Origin of the sequence: Nitrobacter vulgaris, assembly GCF_002028545.1 — a bacterium.
In the GTDB taxonomy this organism is placed as follows: domain Bacteria; phylum Pseudomonadota; class Alphaproteobacteria; order Rhizobiales; family Xanthobacteraceae; genus Nitrobacter; species Nitrobacter vulgaris.
The window spans coordinates 1-16,793 of the sequence record NZ_MWPQ01000001.1 but is presented as its reverse complement, the minus strand read 5'-3'; the positions used below and the strand labels follow the sequence as shown (position 1 = coordinate 16,793).

Genomic DNA, 16,793 nt, shown 5'->3' with positions numbered 1-16,793 from the left:
GGCCCTTCTCTACACTCATGTCCGGCATCAGGTTTTTCCGGTGGCCGGCCGCCGTGACAACCCTTCATAGGCGGCGACGATCCGTGCGACCAGTTCATGACGGATGACGTCCTCGGCGGTAAATCTCACCTGAGCTACGCCCTCGACACCCTCGAGCAGCCGCGTCGCTTCCGCCAGTCCCGATGTTTGACCGTTCGGCAGATCGACTTGCGAGGGATCGCCCGTGACGATCATGCGGCTGTTTTCGCCCAGTCGTGTCAGAAACATCTTCATCTGCATCGAGGTGGTATTCTGCGCCTCATCGAGGATGATCGCCGCATTGGTCAGGGTGCGTCCACGCATGAAGGCGAGCGGAGCGATCTCGATCTCGCCGCTTTGCAGCGCGCGCTCGACGATGCGGGAGTCCATCAGATCATATAGCGCGTCGTAGATCGGCCGCAGGTACGGGTCGACCTTTTCGCGCAGATCTCCCGGCAGGAAGCCCAGCCGCTCGCCGGCCTCGACCGCGGGGCGCGTCAGGATGATGCGATCGACCTCCTTGCGCTCGAACAGTTGCGCGGCCTGCGCCACCGCGAGCCAGGTCTTGCCGGTGCCCGCGGGACCGATGCCGAATACCAGTTCATGACGCTTCAGGGCGCGGATATAGAGATCTTGCGCGGCTGTGCGGGCCCGCACCGGGCGCTTGCGCAGGTTGATGGCCTCAAACGTCGAGGGCGGCGCCTTGGCATCGTATTCGAACAGCGAGCCTTGTGCGATCACGGCGCGAATCGCACCCTCGACCTCGCCCTGCGAGAGATCATGGCCCTGCGCTGCCTGGGTGTAGAGCATTTCCAGCACGCGCCGTCCCGCGTCGCAGCCGTCGCGCGATCCGGTGATGGTGATGTGGTTTCCGCGCGAATCGACGACCACTCCGAGTCGCCGCTCGAGTTGTGCGAGATTCTGTCCATAAGGGCCGACCAGCGCGGATACCGCACGATTGTCCTCGAAATCGATGACGACCTGCGTTTCGGGCGGGCCGTGTATGTCGGGTTTCCGGCTGGGAGCAAGTGGAAGGGAATCCGATGCGCTCTTGGGCAAGGGTTCAGACTCCGGCGGTCGTCTGGAACTGTGCGCCGGCCGGCGCAGCATCGTTCAACTGCGCGCGGAATGTCGGCATGGACGCCAGCGTTCCGAACAGGCTGTAACGTTCCAGGCTCGCCACGGTTACGGGTAGCACCTGTCCGATGATGGCGTCGGATGCATTTACATGGGCGGGCTGCAGATAGGGGGTGCGGCCGGCGATCTGGCCCGGCTTGCGTCCGGCACGGTCGAACAGCACATCAACCGTCCTGCCCAGCGCAGTCCGGTTGAAGGCGGATTGCTGGCTGTCGATCAGGTTCTGAAGCCGCACCAGTCGCTCGTCCATGTCGGCCGTTGACACCGTCTCCTGCATTTCCGCCGCCGGCGTTCCTGGCCGCGGCGAGTACTTGAACGAATAGGCGGCAGCGTATCCGATTTGGCCGACGAGCGCGAGGGTCGCGGCGAAATCTTCCTCGGTTTCGCCCGGGAAGCCGACGATGAAGTCCGACGAGAACGCGATGTCCGGCCGGACATGACGAAACCGGTCGATCACCCGGCGATAGTCATCAGCGGTATGTCTGCGGTTCATGGCGGCGAGAATGCGGTCGGATCCGGACTGCACCGGCAGATGCACGAACGGCATCAGGGCGTCGAGATCGCGGTGGGCATCGATGAGAGAGTCCTCGACGTCGCGCGGATGGCTGGTCGAGTAGCGCAACCGGACGATGCCCGGAATTTCGGCGAGACGATACAGCAGCTTGCCGAAAGGCCAGGGTTGCCCGTCGGGACCGTCGCCATGATAGGCGTTGACGTTCTGCCCGATGAGGGTGATCTCCCGCACGCCGTTGCCTGCCAGGCGCTCGACGTCCTCGATGATCTTCGCCACCGGACGTGACGCTTCGGCACCGCGCGTATAAGGCACGACGCAGAAGGTGCAAAACTTGTCGCAGCCTTCCTGCACCGTCACGAACGCCGAGATACCGCGAGAACGAATTGCCTGCCGTGACGGCTGCGGCAGAAAGCCGAATTTGTCTGCGATCGGAAATTCGGTCTCCAGTGCGCGGCCGTCGGTCTTTGCGCGCAAGAGCAATTGCGGCAAATGATGATAGCTCTGCGGACCCACCACCACATCGACCACCGGCGCGCGCCGAATGATCTCCTCGCCCTCGGCCTGCGCGACGCAACCGGCGACAACAACGCTCATGCCGCGGCCATCACGCGCCGCCTGATCTTTGGCGGCGCGCAGCCTGCCGAGTTCGGAATAGACCTTCTCGGACGCCTTCTCGCGAATGTGGCAGGTGTTGAGAATGACGAGGTCGGCATCCTCAACGCTGGCTGTCTCGACATATCCTTCCGGCGCCAGCGTGTCCGCCATGCGCTGGGCATCGTAGACGTTCATCTGGCAACCGTAGGACTTGATGTGCAGCTTGCGCGGCGGCGTCATGGAACCTGGCTCGGTGGACGTGGCGCGCTTATTGGCGCCCTGTTCACTTATAGGCGAGGGCGGCGAAAATCCAGCGCCCGTCCCTTGTCCGATATCGGTGAGGTCGCGCCGGACGTCCTTGTCTTTGCGTCAGCATGGCGGCACGAGCCCCACACGAAATGACTTCGCACTGAGGAGCTTACGGCGTAGCAGCGTTTCGACAGGCACTCAGGACTTATCGTCGTCCATCGGAACGCAATAGAGCTCGAGCCGATGGTCGACCAGCCTGTAGCCGAGTTTGCGCGCGACCTCAGCTTGCAGCTCCTCGATTTCATCCGACGTAAATTCGATAACCTTGCCGTCGCGCAGATTAATCAGATGATCGTGGTGACTGTCGCGCATCGTCTCATAGCGCGCGCGTCCTTCGCGAAAATCGTGCCGCTCGATGATGCCGGCGTCCTCAAACAGCTTCACCGTGCGATAGACTGTCGAGATCGAGATCTTGTCATCCACCGCGACGCAGCGTCGATAGAGCTCCTCGACGTCCGGATGATCGGAGGCCTCCGCCAGCACGCGCGCAATAACCCGGCGCTGTTCGGTCATACGCATTCCAGTGGCCGCGCAACGCCCCTCAATTTTAGTGGGTTCCTGCACGGACGTTGATTTAAGAGCCGTCATCAAAGTGTCCGGTTCCGATGGCGCATGATCCGCTCATAGAAACGTAGATAATGCGCGCGAACGATGGAAGGGAGTGCGACCGGACAAAAAACCGATGCACCGTTGCCGATGGTTTTCCTAGTTCCTTTTGCCACCGCTTGGATATTACGACAAGTTACGGCGCAACACCAATGCGTTCAGTTCCTGACCGCCCGCCTCGCGATAGTAGCGTTCGCGACGTCCGACAACGACAAAGCCGGCGCGTTCATAGAGACGCCGCGCCGGCTGATTATTTTCCTCGACTTCGAGAAATACGGTCCGCACGCCGCGTCCGGCGAGGTGGCCAAGGTGCGTGAACAGCAGACCGGGCGAGAATCCCTGGCCGCGATAGCCGGCGTCGATTGCAATCGACAGGATTTCAGCCTCGTCCGCAGCGATGCGTGACACGGCAAACCCGATCACGTTCGATCGTAGCCGCAGACGCTGAACCAGTGTGTTGCGCTCGGCGAGCATGGCCTCGAATTCGCTTTCGCCCCAACCGCGGTGAAACGATGCGCCGTGAATCGCCGCAAGGCGCGCCGTGTCGTTTGGGCTCGCGGGCTCGACAATGGGAGCGGCGCGCTCTTTGCCTGGGAACCAATTCATCATAATGCGGCCAGCGTCTGTGTTTTAAGCAAGAAATTGCCGGCCGGCTTAGCGTCGGGCGCGCGCAGGTAATATGGGCGGGGCGGCGCGGCGTTCGGACTGACTGCTGCGCCGAGCCATGCCACCCAGGCGATATCAGGTGCGGGCTGCGGATCCACCGCGACGGGGGGCGCTAGGTGCGTCGGCCAGCGGTCGGCGAGAAGTTTTGCGGCATTCCCGACCAGATGCGGAGCGCCGAAGCGCGACGCGGCGAGCGCCTCCTCGATCGGCGCGACACGCGGGTGGACCAGCGTGGCGCCGTCACCACTTATCGTTTGAAAATAAACCTGATCATGTCGGGCATCGATCGCGGAGATCACCGGCGACTTGCGGTTTTCGCCGATAACCGGTGCGGCAAAGGCTGCCAGGGTGGTCACGCCCACCACCGGTTTGTCGGCGGCAAGCGCGATGCCGCGCGCGGCCGACAGCCCCACCCGCAGGCCGGTGAAGCTGCCGGGACCGGTGGTCGCGACGATGCGGTCCAGCGCCGCAACGGCGATCCCGGCGGATTCGATGACCCTGGCGATCAGCGGCATCAGAGTTTCTGCGTGGCCGCGCCTCATCGGTAGCGTTTCCTGAGCGATCAGGCGGCCGGCGTTGGTGTCCAGGACGCCAGCGGCGCAGGCATCGAGTGCGGTGTCGATCGCAAGGACGAGCATGGGGCCAGATTAGCACCCCTGCCCAGGATTTACCTGCGGTTTGGACGAAGGAACCCGAGTTTTAGACACCAGATTGCCGCGATCTGGCTGTTTACCGTGGTCTCGGGGTCCGGCTCAGATTTAATCCGCATTTAACTAAAAGTCGCCTTAATGGCGCTCAGCGAGTCTGCGAACAGCTTCGCTGGAACTTGGGGTTACCGAATCAGCCATGCGCAGTCTTGATCCGGACATGCCGGCGGCGTGCAGACTATCGGGCACTGCCTGCAGGGATCGGAAGTAGAGTGTCTCTGGACGTGGGGCGAATGACATACGTTACGGGCAGACGTTACTATGATGTGGCGGCCTATTCCGCCGACTCGCCCCGCAAGGCGGTCCCGCAAAATATTCTGGGCGCCGCCGCGCTCGCCTGCATCGGGCTGGCCTGCGCCTGGACCCTTTATACCCATGTATCCGGCGGACCCACGGAGTTGGTGACCGCATCGTTACCGCCGCTTGCATCCAGGCTTTCGGTGGAACCGGTTCGTCGCATCGCGGCGGCCTACGAGGCATTGGGGGAAATACCCGCGCCGCGTGTGGTGAGGGCGACCACCGGAACGCCTGTGGCCAAGGCCCGTGCTCAAGATCCTGAAGCGCGAGCCCGCACGGCATGGCTCTATGGTCCGCGCTTCCTCGGGCCGCCGCCCGGCTCATTTGAGCCGGCTCAGGATGCCCCGCAGACCGTAGCCTCAATTCCGGTCGAGACCGCACCTGAGACCCTGCCGCTCCCGCCGGCACCCCAAGTCGCCGCGATTGTTCCGATGCCAGCCCCGCGTCCGTCCGAACTGCGTCAGCTGCAGGCTGCCAGCTCTTCCCGCGAGGTCGCGGAAGTCCCCGCCGCTGTCGAGCCGGAGCCGAAGAAACCGTCGATCTTCGAGAGACTGTTCGGCAAGCCCGCGGCCGGCCTGCAACTGGCGTTCGCTGCACCGGACGGCGGGGTGACCAGCGACGGTGAGAGCCTGACGCTCGGCCGCATCCCGCAATACAACCAATTCACCGCCGTCTATGATATTTCCGCGCGTAAGGTCTACCTCCCGGACGGCAATACACTTGAGGCGCATTCCGGGCTTGGCAATATGATGGACGATCCGCGTTCTGCCGACAGGAGAATGCGCGGCGTGACGCCGCCACACACCTACGATCTGTCGTTGCGTGAACGCCCTTTCCACGGCGTGGAGGCGATCAGGCTGAAACCGATCGGCGGCGAGGATAAGATATACGGGCGCACCGGGCTGCTGGCACATACCTACATGCTTGGGCCGAGCGGCGCCTCCAACGGCTGCGTGTCGTTCAAGAACTACCACGCGTTTCTAAACGCCTATAAGAGCGGCAAAATCAAGCGGCTGGTTGTCGTTGCCAAACTCTGAACTATAGCGTTTCGAGCCAGACGATACCGGAATCGCGTGAAGAACGCGTCCAATAAAAATTCAGAGAGCCCGCTTCTGAATCCATCAGAAAGCGGAAAGGCCAAAGCCTCCTGCGAAAAGACGCGCTCTTCTAGACCGGCCGCACTTCGACGACCTCGGGCACGAAATGTTTCAGAAGGTTCTGGATGCCATTTCGCAAGGTCACGGTCGATGACGGGCATCCCGAGCACGAACCCTTCATGTTCACGTAAACGACGCCATCCTTGAAGCCGCGGAAGGTGATATCGCCGCCGTCATCGGCGACTCCCGGCCGCACCCGCGTCTCGATCAGATCCTTGATCAAGGTCACAGTCTCGGCGTCTGCTTCATCGAAAAATTCAACGTCGTTGTCTGTGTTCGTCTCGCCCTCGCCGTCCGTCAACAGCGGCGCGCCCGACATGTAGTGTTCCATGATGACGCCGAGGATGGCCGGCTTGAGATGTTGCCAGTCGCTGTCGTCCTTCGTCACCGTGATAAAATCCGAGCCATAAAAAACGCCGGTGACGCCGTGCACGGCAAACAGCTTCACGGCGAGCATTGAGCGGCCGGCCGTGCTGGGGTCGGTGAATTCCATTGTTCCTTTGCCGAGCACGGTGCGGCCCGGGAGGAACTTCAAGGTAGCGGGATTGGGGGTGACTTCGGTCTGAATGAACATCGATCTCTCCGTCGCCGCCGGTTCAAGGCCGGCGCGTGGGTTCTCTAGCAGATAGCGATCACGAAGGCACGATCAAGGGCGCCAGCGGGGCAGCCGTTCCGCGGCCGAATGGACGGAAATAGCCTGGAGCCTGATCCGACTTCGTGGAATCACCCTTCTTTGATTAAGCATGATCTTATCCGAAAACCGGTTCCCACTTTTTGGGATCATGCTCTAGGACAGCGCGTCGATCGCGTCGTTCGTCAGGGTGCCGGGCACGATCGTCACTGGAATCGGAAAGTTTCCAGCGGTCTTGGCCAGCGTCGTGATGATCGGGCCGGGACCTTCGGGACCGCCGGCGGCGGCGAGCACCAGCATCGAAATATCCACGTCCTTCTCGATGACATCCAGAATTTGTTCAAGCGGATCGCCTTCGCGAATGATTCGTTCAGGCGTAATCGCGGCGATCCCGTTGGCTCGGCCGGAGGCGCGCTCGAGCGCCGCATCCGCACCTTCGTAGGCCTCAGCCCGCATCACTTCGGCGACACCGAGCCATTCCTGATTGCGGTCTTCCGGCTCCACCACCCGCAACATCACGATGCCTCCGCCGACGCGGATGGCGCGGCGGCTGGCGTAATAAACGGCGCGATCCCATTCAGCGCTGTCATCGACCACGACCAGATATTTTGGCTTGTGACCGCTCTCGTAGCTTCGACGTTGTGCGCTCATGCATGTCCCGATGCTGAATCAGCAACCCGTCGCTATGCTGCCACGGCACCGGCTGCCTCGACAAGCAGGTTCCGGACCGCGACATACTATAGCGTTTTCGAGCGAAGTGGATATCGGTTCGCAAACGGAAAGGCTTTAGCGCCCGCGGATGAAACCGACGATGTCCTTCACCGCGTCCATGGTCTCCGATGCGATCACGCTGGCACGCTCGGCGCCCTCGATCAGAATCTGGTCGACATGGGCCGGATCGTCGGTGAGCCGTTTCATCTCGCGAGCGATCGGCGATAGCTTTGCGACCGCGAGATCGACGAGGTTGGATTTGAAGCTCGAGAACTGCGCGCCACCGAACTCTGCGAGGAGCGCGGATTTGGGCTTCCCTGAGAGCGCCGCATAGATGCCGACCAGGTTGTCGGCCTCGGGGCGGTTTTCCAGCCCCTTTTCCTCCGACGGCAGAGGTTCCGGATCGGTCTTGGCCTTACGGATCTTTTGCGCGATGGCATCGGCGTCGTCAGTCAGATTGATGCGCGAATAATCGGACGGATCCGACTTGGACATTTTCTTGGTGCCGTCGCGCAGGCTCATCACCCGCGTCGCAGGCCCCGTGATCACGGGCTCCGGCAGCGGAAAAAATGTGTCGCCATGACCGTTGGCGGCGATCGACTCCGAAAAGTCGTTGTTGAATTTCTGCGCGATGTCGCGGCTGAGTTCGAGGTGCTGTTTCTGATCCTCGCCGACCGGAACGTGCGTCGCGCGATAGACCAGGATATCCGACGCCATCAGAACCGGGTAATCGTAAAGCCCGACCGACGCGTTCTCGCGATCCTTGCCGGCCTTTTCCTTGAACTGGGTCATGCGGTTGAGCCAGCCGAGCCGCGCCACGCAGTTGAGCACCCACGTCAATTCGGCGTGCCCGGCCACCTGACTTTGGTTGAAGATGATGTGCTGCTTCGGATCGATCCCGCTCGCGATAAAGGCTGCCGTCACTTCGCGGGTGGCGCGGCGGAGCTCATTGGGCCCGCCCCAGACGGCGACGGGCACGGTGATGGCATGAAGATCGACCACGCAATAGAGACACTCGTGGTCAGCCTGCAATTTTACGAAATTAACGATGGCGCCGAGGTAATTGCCGAGATGCAGATTGCCGGTCGGCTGAACGCCTGAAAAAACCCGTGTCGTCATCGTTTGGTTCCTGCTTGCCCGCGCGCGATTCGGAAAACATGCGGCGAAACGCGGGGCTCATGCCTTCGGTCCGGCGCGCCGTCCATTGCCACGCGGAATCTAAGCGCGCAAGTCGCCGGATCGCGATCGCATCAGCGCGGCTTGTATGTCGTTCCGATCGATGACCCTGAACGTCAACAGCAGCAGGCCGTAGATCACGACGCCTGCGGCGATCAGGACGACCAGCGTGGCGGCCTGGAGCAACCCGTGCACGCTGGACATTGGGTATAGTAGCCGACCAGCGAACCACAAAACGCCGCCCATCACGAGCGCCGCCAGCCCGATGCGCGGCAGACGCCGGCGCGCTTCGGCATCGATGGAAAATCCAAAGGTACCAGCAATGCTGCGGACGAGACTCACCGCATTGCTCCATGCACCGAGCGCGACGGCGACAGCTATTCCCGCGACCCCGAACAGCCGTCCGAATACGAACGCGAGTACCATCGCGACCGCCACGCCCCTCAGTGTGGCCATAAGCGGCGTCATTGTATTGCCGCGTGCGAAGAACGCCGGAGACAGCGCCTTGATCAGCACATAGGCGGGAAGGCCGAAGCCAAGACAGCCCAGCGCGAGCGCCGTTGCGCTCGTGTCGGCCGCGGTAAACGCGCCGTGCTCGAACAGCACCCGCACGATCGGCTCGCTGAGGACGATCAAGCCGACCGCCGCGGGCAAGGCGAGAGCTCCCGCCAGTTCGATCCCGCGTGACTCGGCATTGACCATCGCCGCTCTGTCGCCCTTGTTGAGGGCTTGGGTCATTTCGGGCACCAGCACGGTGGAGATGGCGACGCCAATCATTCCCAGCGGCAACTCGATCAGGCGGTTTGCGAAGTAAAGCCACGACACGGCCGACGGCGATGTCGACGCGACGATTGCGCCGGCTAAGATCAGCAGTTGCGGCCCTGAATTCGCGATCATGCCGGGGACGGCCTTACGGGCAAAATCCCGCATTCCGGGATCGAGCGATATTCGTAAGGGACTTGCGAGATCGTCGCGGCGAGTCAGGAGCGCAAGCACCGCGAGTTGCAGCAATCCCGCGACGCCGACGGTTGTCGCCATCACCACTGCGGCAAAATGTGAGTCCTGATGCAACGACAGCAGCAGCACCGCGACGAGGATCAGGGCGACATTGAACAGCAGCGGCGAGAACGCGGTGATCGCGAAGCGATGCCGGGCGTTCAGCAGGCTCATGATGACGGTCGCGGGACCTGCGAAAGCGAGATAGGGCAGCATCAGCCGTGCGTCGGTGACGACGAGTTGCAAGCTCTCGCTGCCGACAAAACCCGGCGCGAGCACCCTCATGAGAAGCGGCATCGCCACGCCGGCGATCACGGCCAGCGCAATCAGCATCGCGCTCACGGTTGCGAGCACGTTGCCGGCGAAGGCCGATGCGGCGGCAAGGCCGCTACCGTCGCGCAGGCGCATCCACGCCGGCACCAGCGCCGCATTCAGGGCACCTTCACCGAGCATCCGGCGGATCACGTTGATGAGCTGAAACGCCATCAGAAAAGCGTCGGCGACCGGGCCCGCGCCGAGCAGCGCCGCGGTCAGCGCATCGCGCGCGAAACCAAGCAGCCGCGAGGCCAGGGTGCCTGAGGAGACTGTGAGGACGGAGCGGATCATGGCGAGGTTGGCCGTACCGTGCTTGATGGCATGGAGGTGCCGTGATACGCGGCACCTTCACAGGTCAGGAGTCTGACCGGATTCCTCGCTTTACCGCAATTGCCGCGACAGGATATTCTTAATGACTGCAGCGAAATACGACGTGCTTGCGATCGGCAATGCGATTTTCGATGTTCTGGTGCGGACCGATGAGGGCTTTCTCGCCGCCCACGGCATGACCAAGGGCGGCATGGCGTTGATCGACGAGGCGCGCGCGGCCTCGATCTATGCCGACATGGGACCCGCGACCGAGATGTCGGGCGGCTCGGCCGCAAATACCATCGTCGGTCTTGCGGGGTTCGGGGCTCGCACCGCCTATGTTGGCAAGGTGAAGGACGATCAAATCGGCCGTCTCTATACCCATGATATTCGGGCCGCCAAGGTGGCCTTCGATACGCCGCCAGCATCCGACGGCTCCGCCACCGGCTGTTCCTACATACTGGTGACGCCGGACGGCGAGCGCACCATGAATACCTATCTTGGCGCGGCTCAGGATCTGTCGCCGGCGGACATCGATCCGGACACCGTCGCCGCCGCGTCGATCCTCTATCTCGAGGGCTATCTGTGGGACCCCAAAGCCGCCAAGGAGGCGTTTCTCAAGGCATCGCAGATCGCGCATGACGCCAAGCGACAAGTCGCGCTGACCTTATCGGATGCGTTCTGCGTCGATCGCTACCGGGACGAATTTCTGCAATTGATGCGAAGCGGCGCCGTCGATCTGATCTTCGCCAACGAGACCGAACTGCATTCGCTCTACCAGACCTCCGACTTCGAAACGGCGCTGGCGCAATTGCGCGAGGACATTGCGCTCGGCATCGTCACCCGCAGCGAGAAGGGCTGCGTCGTCGTGACGAAGGATGAAACAACGGCGGTCCCGGCGTGCTCCATCGACACGTTGGTCGACACCACGGGAGCCGGCGATTTGTTCGCCGCCGGTTTCCTGTTTGGGCTGGTGCGCGGCGCGAGCCACGAAGACGCGGGGCGGCTCGGCGCGCTCGCCGCGGCAGAGGTCATTCAGCACATCGGCGCACGGCCGCAGGTGTCGCTCAAGGAACTGGCACAAGCGAACGGCTTGCCGGTGTAGGCCATAGCGTTTTCAAGCGAAGTGGTGACCTGTTCGCGTAACGAAAACGCGTCAACATAAAGATCAGTTTTCCGGCAACGGAATGAACTCGTGCTCGTTCGGCACGGGTGCGAAGTGGCCGGTTTTCCAGTCCTGCTTTGCCTGTTCGATACGCTCCTTGCTCGAGGAGACGAAATTCCACCAGATGTGCCGCGGTCCTTCGAGCGCGTCGCCGCCAAGGAACATCATACGCGCCGGCTTTGTCGCGCGTACCGTGATGCGGTCGCCGGGACGAAAAATCAGCAGCTGCGGCGCTTCGTATCGGTCGCCCGCGATCTCGATCTCGCCGTCAACGATATAGATCGCGCGCTCTTCGTGGTCCGCGTCGAGCGGCACGCTCATGCCGGCCTCGAGAGCGACCTCGACGTAGAACCACGGTGACACCATCTCGACCGGCGAGGTTGCGCCAAACGAACGGCCGGCGATGATACGGGCGCGGAATCCCTTGTCCTGCACCGTTGGCAGGCTGGCAGCGCCGTAGTGCTGGAAGGACGGCGCGATCTCCTCCTTGTCGTTCGGCAGCGCTATCCAGCTTTGCAGGCCGAGCATCATCTGCCCGCTGGCACGCTGCGCGTCGGGCGTGCGTTCGGAATGTGCGATGCCGCGACCCGCGGTCATCAGGTTCATGGCGCCCGGCTGGATTTCCTGGATGTTACCTTCGCTGTCGCGGTGCATGATGCTGCCGTCGAACAGGTAAGTGACGGTGGCCAGTCCGATATGCGGATGCGGCCGCACGTCCATGCCCTTGCCGGAGACGAACTGCACCGGACCGAAATGGTCGAAGAAGATGAACGGGCCGACCATCTGTCGCCTGCCATGAGGCAGCGCCCGGCGCACGGCGAATCCGTCGCCGAGATCTCGGGTGCGCGGCACGATGACAAGTTCGAGCGCATCGCAGGATTTGGGATCGCCGAGGGTGGGGTCGTTGGAAGGAAGCCAGCTCATGATGTCTCCATCAGACAATAACGATTGAACCCTAAAGGTCGATTCAGCTGCGTTGAAATCAAACTCTTTTGATTCTTTGACTGAGCATGATCTTGTCCGAAAACCGGTTTCTACTTCTCGGGATCATGCTCTGAATTATCGCGGTCGGTCGGTTGACAACCGCGCGGGAGAGAATGGACTTCAATTCCGGCTTCACGAAGCCGTCGTTCACTGGATCAAACTTTGTTCTTGTCCGTTGGGTGAGCGTAATCTTGCCCGAAGATTGGTCAGTTTTGGGATGCGCTGGACAGTCGTGCCATGGAACGAGATACGCCCGCGACCTATCCGCCGCTCGACACGCTTAAGCGCGTCGCCGACGACGTCTGGATCGTCGATGGTCCGACGATCCTCTTCGGCCCGCCTTTGCTGAAAATGCCGTTCTCGACCCGCATGACAGTCATCCGCATCGGGAGCGATTTGCTTGTCCATTCGCCGACGCGGCTGACGCCCGAACTCAAGCGGAGTGTCGAAGGCCTCGGCCGGCCGCGCTGGGTCATCGGACCCAACCGGATCCACTACTGGTGGATTCCGGACTGGCACAACGCCTTTACTGATACCGAGGTCTATCTCGCGCCGCGCATCCGCGAGCAGGCAGGCAGCCGTATCGATTTCGATTGCCAAGCGCTTGACCGGGATCGGGGTTACCCCTGGGACAGCAGCGTGGCGACGCTTCCGGTCGAGGGCAGCTACATGACGGAAGTCGTTTTCTTTCATCGCCGGAGCCGGACGCTGGTGGTGACCGATCTGATCGAGAATTTTGAGCCTCACAAGCTGCACTCAGTTTTCATGCGCTGGCTGACGCGGCTCGGCTGCGCGCAGGACCCGAACGGATCGATGCCGCGCGACATGCGTGCATCCTATCGCAACAAGGCGCGGTTGAGGTTTGCCGTGGAATCTATGATCGACTGGAATCCGGAGCGGATTATTCTGGCCCATGGCCGATGGTACGATTGCAATGGCACGGACGAATTACGCCGCGCCTTCCGGTGGCTATTGCGATAACGGTGGGCTCGCGAGGCCGCCGGCATCAGTCGAACAGACCGAACGGATTCCACGCGGCGTTGCGGGCATAGCGCGGGCGCTCGGCCTCTTGCGCGATCCTTGCCGGGCGGGCATGGGCAATATGCTTACGCGTCGCTGGCTTCGCGGCGACCTTGGACCGTTCCGCGGTCGCTTCCTTCGGCATTTCCGCCCGCGCTTCGTAGACGTGGTCCGCCGGCAGATAACGGAGATGGCGTTCCCACTGCAGACGATCGGGGGTTGGCGCCAGCGTGGCGACGTTCGGATAGACGACAGGATGGGGATGTTGCTTCGCCCGCTCGAAACGTTTCTCCGACCGGCGCCAATTATCTATTGTATTGAGAACCGCCTGCCCTGCGGCCGATGCCTGGCTCGCAGATCCGGATTCTGCCGTTGATGCTGCCACGTTTATGGCAGCCGGGCGGTTATCAGCAATCTCCACGTGATCACTGGGCCACAGCAAACCAGCGACAAAAAGCAAGCCTGCAAGGCAGCAACCCATCACCACAAAATAACGGAAGATCGGCATCATACCCACCAACGCACAGTCAGAAACAAAAACGCGACCTGTACGATTAGGTTCCTGATGATGGGTTCGGGTTCAAGCGAATATCGGAAATATGGTTCACACGCGCGTGTTCGTCGCCCGGAACAGCGACTTACGACCGCGAGCCGCCAGTTGGCGGATGGCCGTACTGACGGCAATCCTTGATGTAGACGAGCGGCGCCATTTGCTCATGTCGCAGGCGGCTATCGCGTTCGAGCGAAGTGGATTCCAGTTCGCGTGAAGAAAGCGCGTCAAAACAACAATGTGGAGCATTGGCGCCATGGGCGTCGCGGCGGATGCGGACGTATCCGCGTTATCCGCCCGTTCCTCCGACCGTTATTCGCTCCATTCGCAAGGTCGGCTGACCGACGCCAACGGGTACGCCCTGACCGTTCTTGCCGCACGTGCCGATGCCGTCGTCCAGCGCGACATCGTTGCCGACCATGGTGATGCGATGCAAATCGGTTGGCCCGTTGCCGATCAGCATGGCGCCTTTCAGCGGAGCGCCGATCTTGCCGTTCTCGATCAGGTAGGCCTCGGTGCATTGGAACACGTATTTGCCCGAGGTGATGTCGACTTGGCCGCCGCCGAAATTGACCGCATAGATGCCGTTCTTCACCGACGCGAGGATTTCCGCCGGATCGCGATCGCCCGCCGGCATATAGGTGTTGGTCATGCGCGGCATCGGTACGTGGGCATAGTCCTGACGGCGGCCATTGCCGGTCGGCTTCATTCCCATCAGCCGTGCGTTCTGACGATCCTGCATGTAACCGACCAGGATGCCGTCCTCGATCAGCACGGTGCGGTTGGTCGGCGTGCCCTCGTCATCGATGGAAAGGGAGCCCCGTCGGGCCGAAATGGTGCCGTCGTCGACCACGGTGACGCCTTTGGCCGCGACCTGCTGACCCATCAGCCCCGCGAAAGCGGACGTCTTCTTGCGGTTGAAGTCGCCTTCGAGGCCGTGTCCTACCGCTTCGTGCAGCATCACGCCGGGCCAGCCCGGGCCGAGCACCACGTCCATCTCGCCGGCGGGCGCAGGGATCGATTCCAGATTGATCAGCGCCTGACGGATAGCGCCCTCTGCCGCTGACCGCCACGCTTTGGTCTCGATGAAGCGGGCATAGCCTTCGCGGCCGCCATAGCCCTGGCTGCCGGTTTCCTGCCGGTCGCCCTGTCCGGCGACGACGGAGATGTTCACTCGCACCAGCGGACGGACATCGCGGTAGCTTTCGCCGTCCGGCCGCATGATTTCAACGACCTGCCATGTCGCCCCGAGGCTGACGGACACCTGACGCACCCGCGGATCCTTATCGCGGACATAGGCGTCGATTTCGGCAAGCAGCTTGACCTTGGTCTCGAAGCCGAGGCCATCGAGCGGATTGTCATCGCCGTAAAGCCGTACGTTAGTATGGGAGGGAGCGGCCGCGAAAGTGCCCTGATAGCCGCCGCGCACGGCGCCGACGGCATCGGCAGCGCGGATCAGAGCGGGCAGCGAAACGTCGGACGAATGGGCGTAGCCGACGGCGTCGTCCTTGACCGCGCGAAGGCCGAAGCCTTGCGAGGTATCATAGGTCGCCTGCTTGAGCCGGCCGTTATCGAACATCAAAGCTTCGCTCTGGTTATATTCGAGAAACAGTTCGCCATCGTCCGCGCCTTTGAGGCCCCGCGCAACTTCGTTGCGTACGGAATCGCGGTCGAGATCCGCGCGTTCGAGCAGAGATGTGCTAGTGGGGCTGGTCATGCGAACTCCGGATGCAACGTGCCCGTTCCGTATGGTTCAGGCGGACAGAAGTTCAAGATAGGTATGATTACCGCCAGATGGGAGGCTTTTTCTGCCGAACTTCTCGAGTGGCGTCGCGCTACTCGCTGAGGCGAGCTTCAGATTCGGGCTCTAGGGCAGCTTGTCGTAACCTTCGCCGAGCCCGTTCAGGCTGAGTGGAAAGCCAATGCCTTCCTCGGGTGTTTCGAAGATGATGAATGTCGCCGTCTTTGCGCTGCGCAATTGCCCAAGCAGCTTGTCGTCCAGAACGACCTCGGCGACACAGCCGTTTGGGAGGCAGCGCACGAAACCGGCGCGGCCAACGTCGACGTTGTCGAGCTTCAGCCCGAGGCCGGAGGGCAGCAACACGCCGAGCGGCGCCACCACGCGCATCAGCCGGCTTTTTTGGTCGGCGGTCTTGAGCACAATCACGGTCAGACCGGCATTGGAGCGATCCTCCGCCACCACGCTCTGGATCAAGGCACATTGCTCGGCCTTCGCTCCGGGAGGAGTATCGCAGCGGATCTGCCAATCGCCATGAACGGATTTGACGGCTCCCTGGGCCTCGGCCGCACTGGTAAAGCCGACCACGAGAAGTGCGGCGGCGAAGCCCGCCAAAGCGCGGAGCGGCTGCCGCCGAGCCGCCATGCGCGGGAATGCATATCTCATATGTTGTTTAGAAGGCTCCATCCGGGTCGATCCCCTGCTTTCGACCATGCCTCGCCGCCTGACGGTCAATGACGGCGCCTTGAAGGCGGTCCCGGCCCGGATTAGCCCGAACCACGGCCGAATCTGCGAAGCGGCCGAGCCTGTGCCTACATCGGACAATCCGCCTGTCAAGCGGCGTCCTGCCGTGAACCCTGTGTTTCGCTCCGCGTCGTCGGCCCGATGCGTTTATAGCCCACGCGCCGCACGGCCGTTTTAAGCATCGCTCAACTCGCTGTCCTTGGTCCTTGCGAGGCGCGACAAATTATGGTTTGAGAGGGGCGGCTTTGGACGCATTCTAGCTAAACGGCGCGCAGGCTGTTTGCGGAAGCGTCAGAGGAGCAGCAGGCTCGTCCTCGGCGGGAACTGCTTAGGGGCTTGTTTAGGGTTTATTTATGACAAGGAGCGCGAGCGGCATGAAGATGTCGATGGGCCAGTCTGGCCGCCGGTTTGGCCGCCGGTTTCTGGGATTAGCGTTTGGCGGAGCGGCG

At 62.1% G+C, this 16,793-nt stretch carries 16 protein-coding genes; 3 read left to right on the top strand and 13 right to left on the bottom strand.

Annotated elements, in window-relative coordinates; all coding sequences use genetic code 11:
* Nucleotides 1-27: 27 nt before the first annotated feature.
* The 5 genes from B2M20_RS00080 to tsaB all read right to left on the bottom strand — a co-directional run bounded on the left by B2M20_RS00080 (nucleotide 28) and on the right by tsaB (nucleotide 4,482).
* Nucleotides 28-1,077, bottom strand: coding sequence for a PhoH family protein (locus tag B2M20_RS00080; RefSeq protein ID WP_079445135.1), 1,050 nt, complete (start codon nucleotides 1,075-1,077; stop codon nucleotides 28-30).
* 4 nt (nucleotides 1,078-1,081) lie between these two features.
* Entirely contained in the window at nucleotides 1,082-2,503 is a 1,422-nt protein-coding gene (gene miaB / locus B2M20_RS00075; RefSeq protein ID WP_079445077.1) for a tRNA (N6-isopentenyl adenosine(37)-C2)-methylthiotransferase MiaB, read from the bottom strand.
* 207 nt (nucleotides 2,504-2,710) lie between these two features.
* Nucleotides 2,711-3,160, bottom strand: coding sequence for a Fur family transcriptional regulator (locus B2M20_RS00070; protein WP_079445076.1), 450 nt, complete (start codon nucleotides 3,158-3,160; stop codon nucleotides 2,711-2,713).
* Nucleotides 3,161-3,304: 144 nt separating this feature from the next.
* Nucleotides 3,305-3,787, bottom strand: coding sequence for a ribosomal protein S18-alanine N-acetyltransferase (rimI, locus tag B2M20_RS00065; RefSeq protein WP_079445075.1), 483 nt, complete (start codon nucleotides 3,785-3,787; stop codon nucleotides 3,305-3,307).
* Nucleotides 3,784-4,482, bottom strand: a complete 699-nt coding sequence (tsaB, locus tag B2M20_RS00060; RefSeq protein ID WP_079445074.1) for a tRNA (adenosine(37)-N6)-threonylcarbamoyltransferase complex dimerization subunit type 1 TsaB — start codon at nucleotides 4,480-4,482, stop codon at nucleotides 3,784-3,786. The genes rimI and tsaB overlap by 4 nt, the downstream gene beginning before the upstream one ends.
* 302 nt (nucleotides 4,483-4,784) lie before the next feature.
* Here tsaB and B2M20_RS00055 point away from each other — a divergent pair, with 302 nt between their 5' ends.
* Entirely contained in the window at nucleotides 4,785-5,885 is a 1,101-nt protein-coding gene (locus B2M20_RS00055) for a DUF2778 domain-containing protein (protein WP_079445073.1), read from the top strand.
* A gap of 130 nt (nucleotides 5,886-6,015) precedes the next feature.
* Here B2M20_RS00055 and B2M20_RS00050 read toward each other — a convergent pair whose 3' ends face one another.
* The 4 genes from B2M20_RS00050 to murJ form a co-directional block, all read right to left on the bottom strand.
* Nucleotides 6,016-6,579: a NifU family protein gene (locus B2M20_RS00050; RefSeq protein WP_079445072.1), complete on the bottom strand. Its 564-nt coding sequence runs from the start codon at nucleotides 6,577-6,579 to the stop codon at nucleotides 6,016-6,018.
* Between the two features lie 213 nt (nucleotides 6,580-6,792).
* Nucleotides 6,793-7,287, bottom strand: coding sequence for a universal stress protein (locus B2M20_RS00045; protein ID WP_079445071.1), 495 nt, complete (start codon nucleotides 7,285-7,287; stop codon nucleotides 6,793-6,795).
* A gap of 135 nt (nucleotides 7,288-7,422) precedes the next feature.
* Nucleotides 7,423-8,466 (bottom strand): tryptophan--tRNA ligase, encoded by a 1,044-nt coding sequence (gene trpS, locus B2M20_RS00040; protein ID WP_079445070.1) that lies wholly within the window; start codon nucleotides 8,464-8,466, stop codon nucleotides 7,423-7,425.
* A gap of 99 nt (nucleotides 8,467-8,565) precedes the next feature.
* Nucleotides 8,566-10,125, bottom strand: coding sequence for a murein biosynthesis integral membrane protein MurJ (murJ, locus tag B2M20_RS00035; protein WP_079445069.1), 1,560 nt, complete (start codon nucleotides 10,123-10,125; stop codon nucleotides 8,566-8,568).
* Between the two features lie 121 nt (nucleotides 10,126-10,246).
* On the opposite strand from murJ, the gene B2M20_RS00030 reads away from it, so the two are divergent.
* Complete coding sequence (locus tag B2M20_RS00030; protein ID WP_079445068.1) at nucleotides 10,247-11,248, top strand: adenosine kinase; 1,002 nt, start codon at nucleotides 10,247-10,249, stop codon at nucleotides 11,246-11,248.
* A 63-nt stretch (nucleotides 11,249-11,311) separates the two neighbouring features.
* Here B2M20_RS00030 and B2M20_RS00025 read toward each other — a convergent pair whose 3' ends face one another.
* Nucleotides 11,312-12,232, bottom strand: a complete 921-nt coding sequence (locus tag B2M20_RS00025; RefSeq protein ID WP_079445067.1) for a pirin family protein — start codon at nucleotides 12,230-12,232, stop codon at nucleotides 11,312-11,314.
* A 297-nt stretch (nucleotides 12,233-12,529) separates the two neighbouring features.
* On the opposite strand from B2M20_RS00025, the gene B2M20_RS00020 reads away from it, so the two are divergent.
* Complete coding sequence (locus B2M20_RS00020) at nucleotides 12,530-13,273, top strand: DUF4336 domain-containing protein (protein ID WP_079445066.1); 744 nt, start codon at nucleotides 12,530-12,532, stop codon at nucleotides 13,271-13,273.
* A gap of 25 nt (nucleotides 13,274-13,298) precedes the next feature.
* Here the strand turns inward: B2M20_RS00020 and B2M20_RS00015 are convergent, their stop codons facing one another.
* The 3 genes from B2M20_RS00015 to B2M20_RS00005 form a co-directional block, all read right to left on the bottom strand.
* Nucleotides 13,299-13,820: a hypothetical protein gene (locus B2M20_RS00015; protein ID WP_244553361.1), complete on the bottom strand. Its 522-nt coding sequence runs from the start codon at nucleotides 13,818-13,820 to the stop codon at nucleotides 13,299-13,301.
* Nucleotides 13,821-14,151: 331 nt separating this feature from the next.
* Nucleotides 14,152-15,579: a metalloprotease TldD gene (gene tldD / locus B2M20_RS00010; RefSeq protein WP_079445064.1), complete on the bottom strand. Its 1,428-nt coding sequence runs from the start codon at nucleotides 15,577-15,579 to the stop codon at nucleotides 14,152-14,154.
* Nucleotides 15,580-15,729: 150 nt separating this feature from the next.
* The gene (locus B2M20_RS00005; protein ID WP_079445063.1) at nucleotides 15,730-16,266 is read right to left on the bottom strand and encodes an invasion associated locus B family protein; all 537 of its coding nucleotides are present in this window, start codon (nucleotides 16,264-16,266) and stop codon (nucleotides 15,730-15,732) included.
* Nucleotides 16,267-16,793 lie beyond the last annotated feature (527 nt).

Bases quoted from the DNA above. Each gene is read 5' to 3' on its own strand.
- miaB (WP_079445077.1), bottom strand. From the start codon at position 2,503: ATGACGCCGCCGCGCAAGCTGCACATCAAGTCCTACGGTTGCCAGATG.
- B2M20_RS00070 (WP_079445076.1), bottom strand. From the start codon at position 3,160: ATGACGGCTCTTAAATCAACGTCCGTGCAGGAACCCACTAAAATTGAG.
- rimI (WP_079445075.1), bottom strand. From the start codon at position 3,787: ATGATGAATTGGTTCCCAGGCAAAGAGCGCGCCGCTCCCATTGTCGAG.
- tsaB (WP_079445074.1), bottom strand. From the start codon at position 4,482: ATGCTCGTCCTTGCGATCGACACCGCACTCGATGCCTGCGCCGCTGGC.
- B2M20_RS00055 (WP_079445073.1), top strand. From the start codon at position 4,785: ATGACATACGTTACGGGCAGACGTTACTATGATGTGGCGGCCTATTCC.
- B2M20_RS00050 (WP_079445072.1), bottom strand. From the start codon at position 6,579: ATGTTCATTCAGACCGAAGTCACCCCCAATCCCGCTACCTTGAAGTTC.
- B2M20_RS00045 (WP_079445071.1), bottom strand. From the start codon at position 7,287: ATGAGCGCACAACGTCGAAGCTACGAGAGCGGTCACAAGCCAAAATAT.
- trpS (WP_079445070.1), bottom strand. From the start codon at position 8,466: ATGACGACACGGGTTTTTTCAGGCGTTCAGCCGACCGGCAATCTGCAT.
- murJ (WP_079445069.1), bottom strand. From the start codon at position 10,125: ATGATCCGCTCCGTCCTCACAGTCTCCTCAGGCACCCTGGCCTCGCGG.
- B2M20_RS00030 (WP_079445068.1), top strand. From the start codon at position 10,247: ATGACTGCAGCGAAATACGACGTGCTTGCGATCGGCAATGCGATTTTC.
- B2M20_RS00025 (WP_079445067.1), bottom strand. From the start codon at position 12,232: ATGAGCTGGCTTCCTTCCAACGACCCCACCCTCGGCGATCCCAAATCC.
- B2M20_RS00020 (WP_079445066.1), top strand. From the start codon at position 12,530: ATGGAACGAGATACGCCCGCGACCTATCCGCCGCTCGACACGCTTAAG.
- B2M20_RS00015 (WP_244553361.1), bottom strand. From the start codon at position 13,820: ATGCCGATCTTCCGTTATTTTGTGGTGATGGGTTGCTGCCTTGCAGGC.
- tldD (WP_079445064.1), bottom strand. From the start codon at position 15,579: ATGACCAGCCCCACTAGCACATCTCTGCTCGAACGCGCGGATCTCGAC.
- B2M20_RS00005 (WP_079445063.1), bottom strand. From the start codon at position 16,266: ATGAGATATGCATTCCCGCGCATGGCGGCTCGGCGGCAGCCGCTCCGC.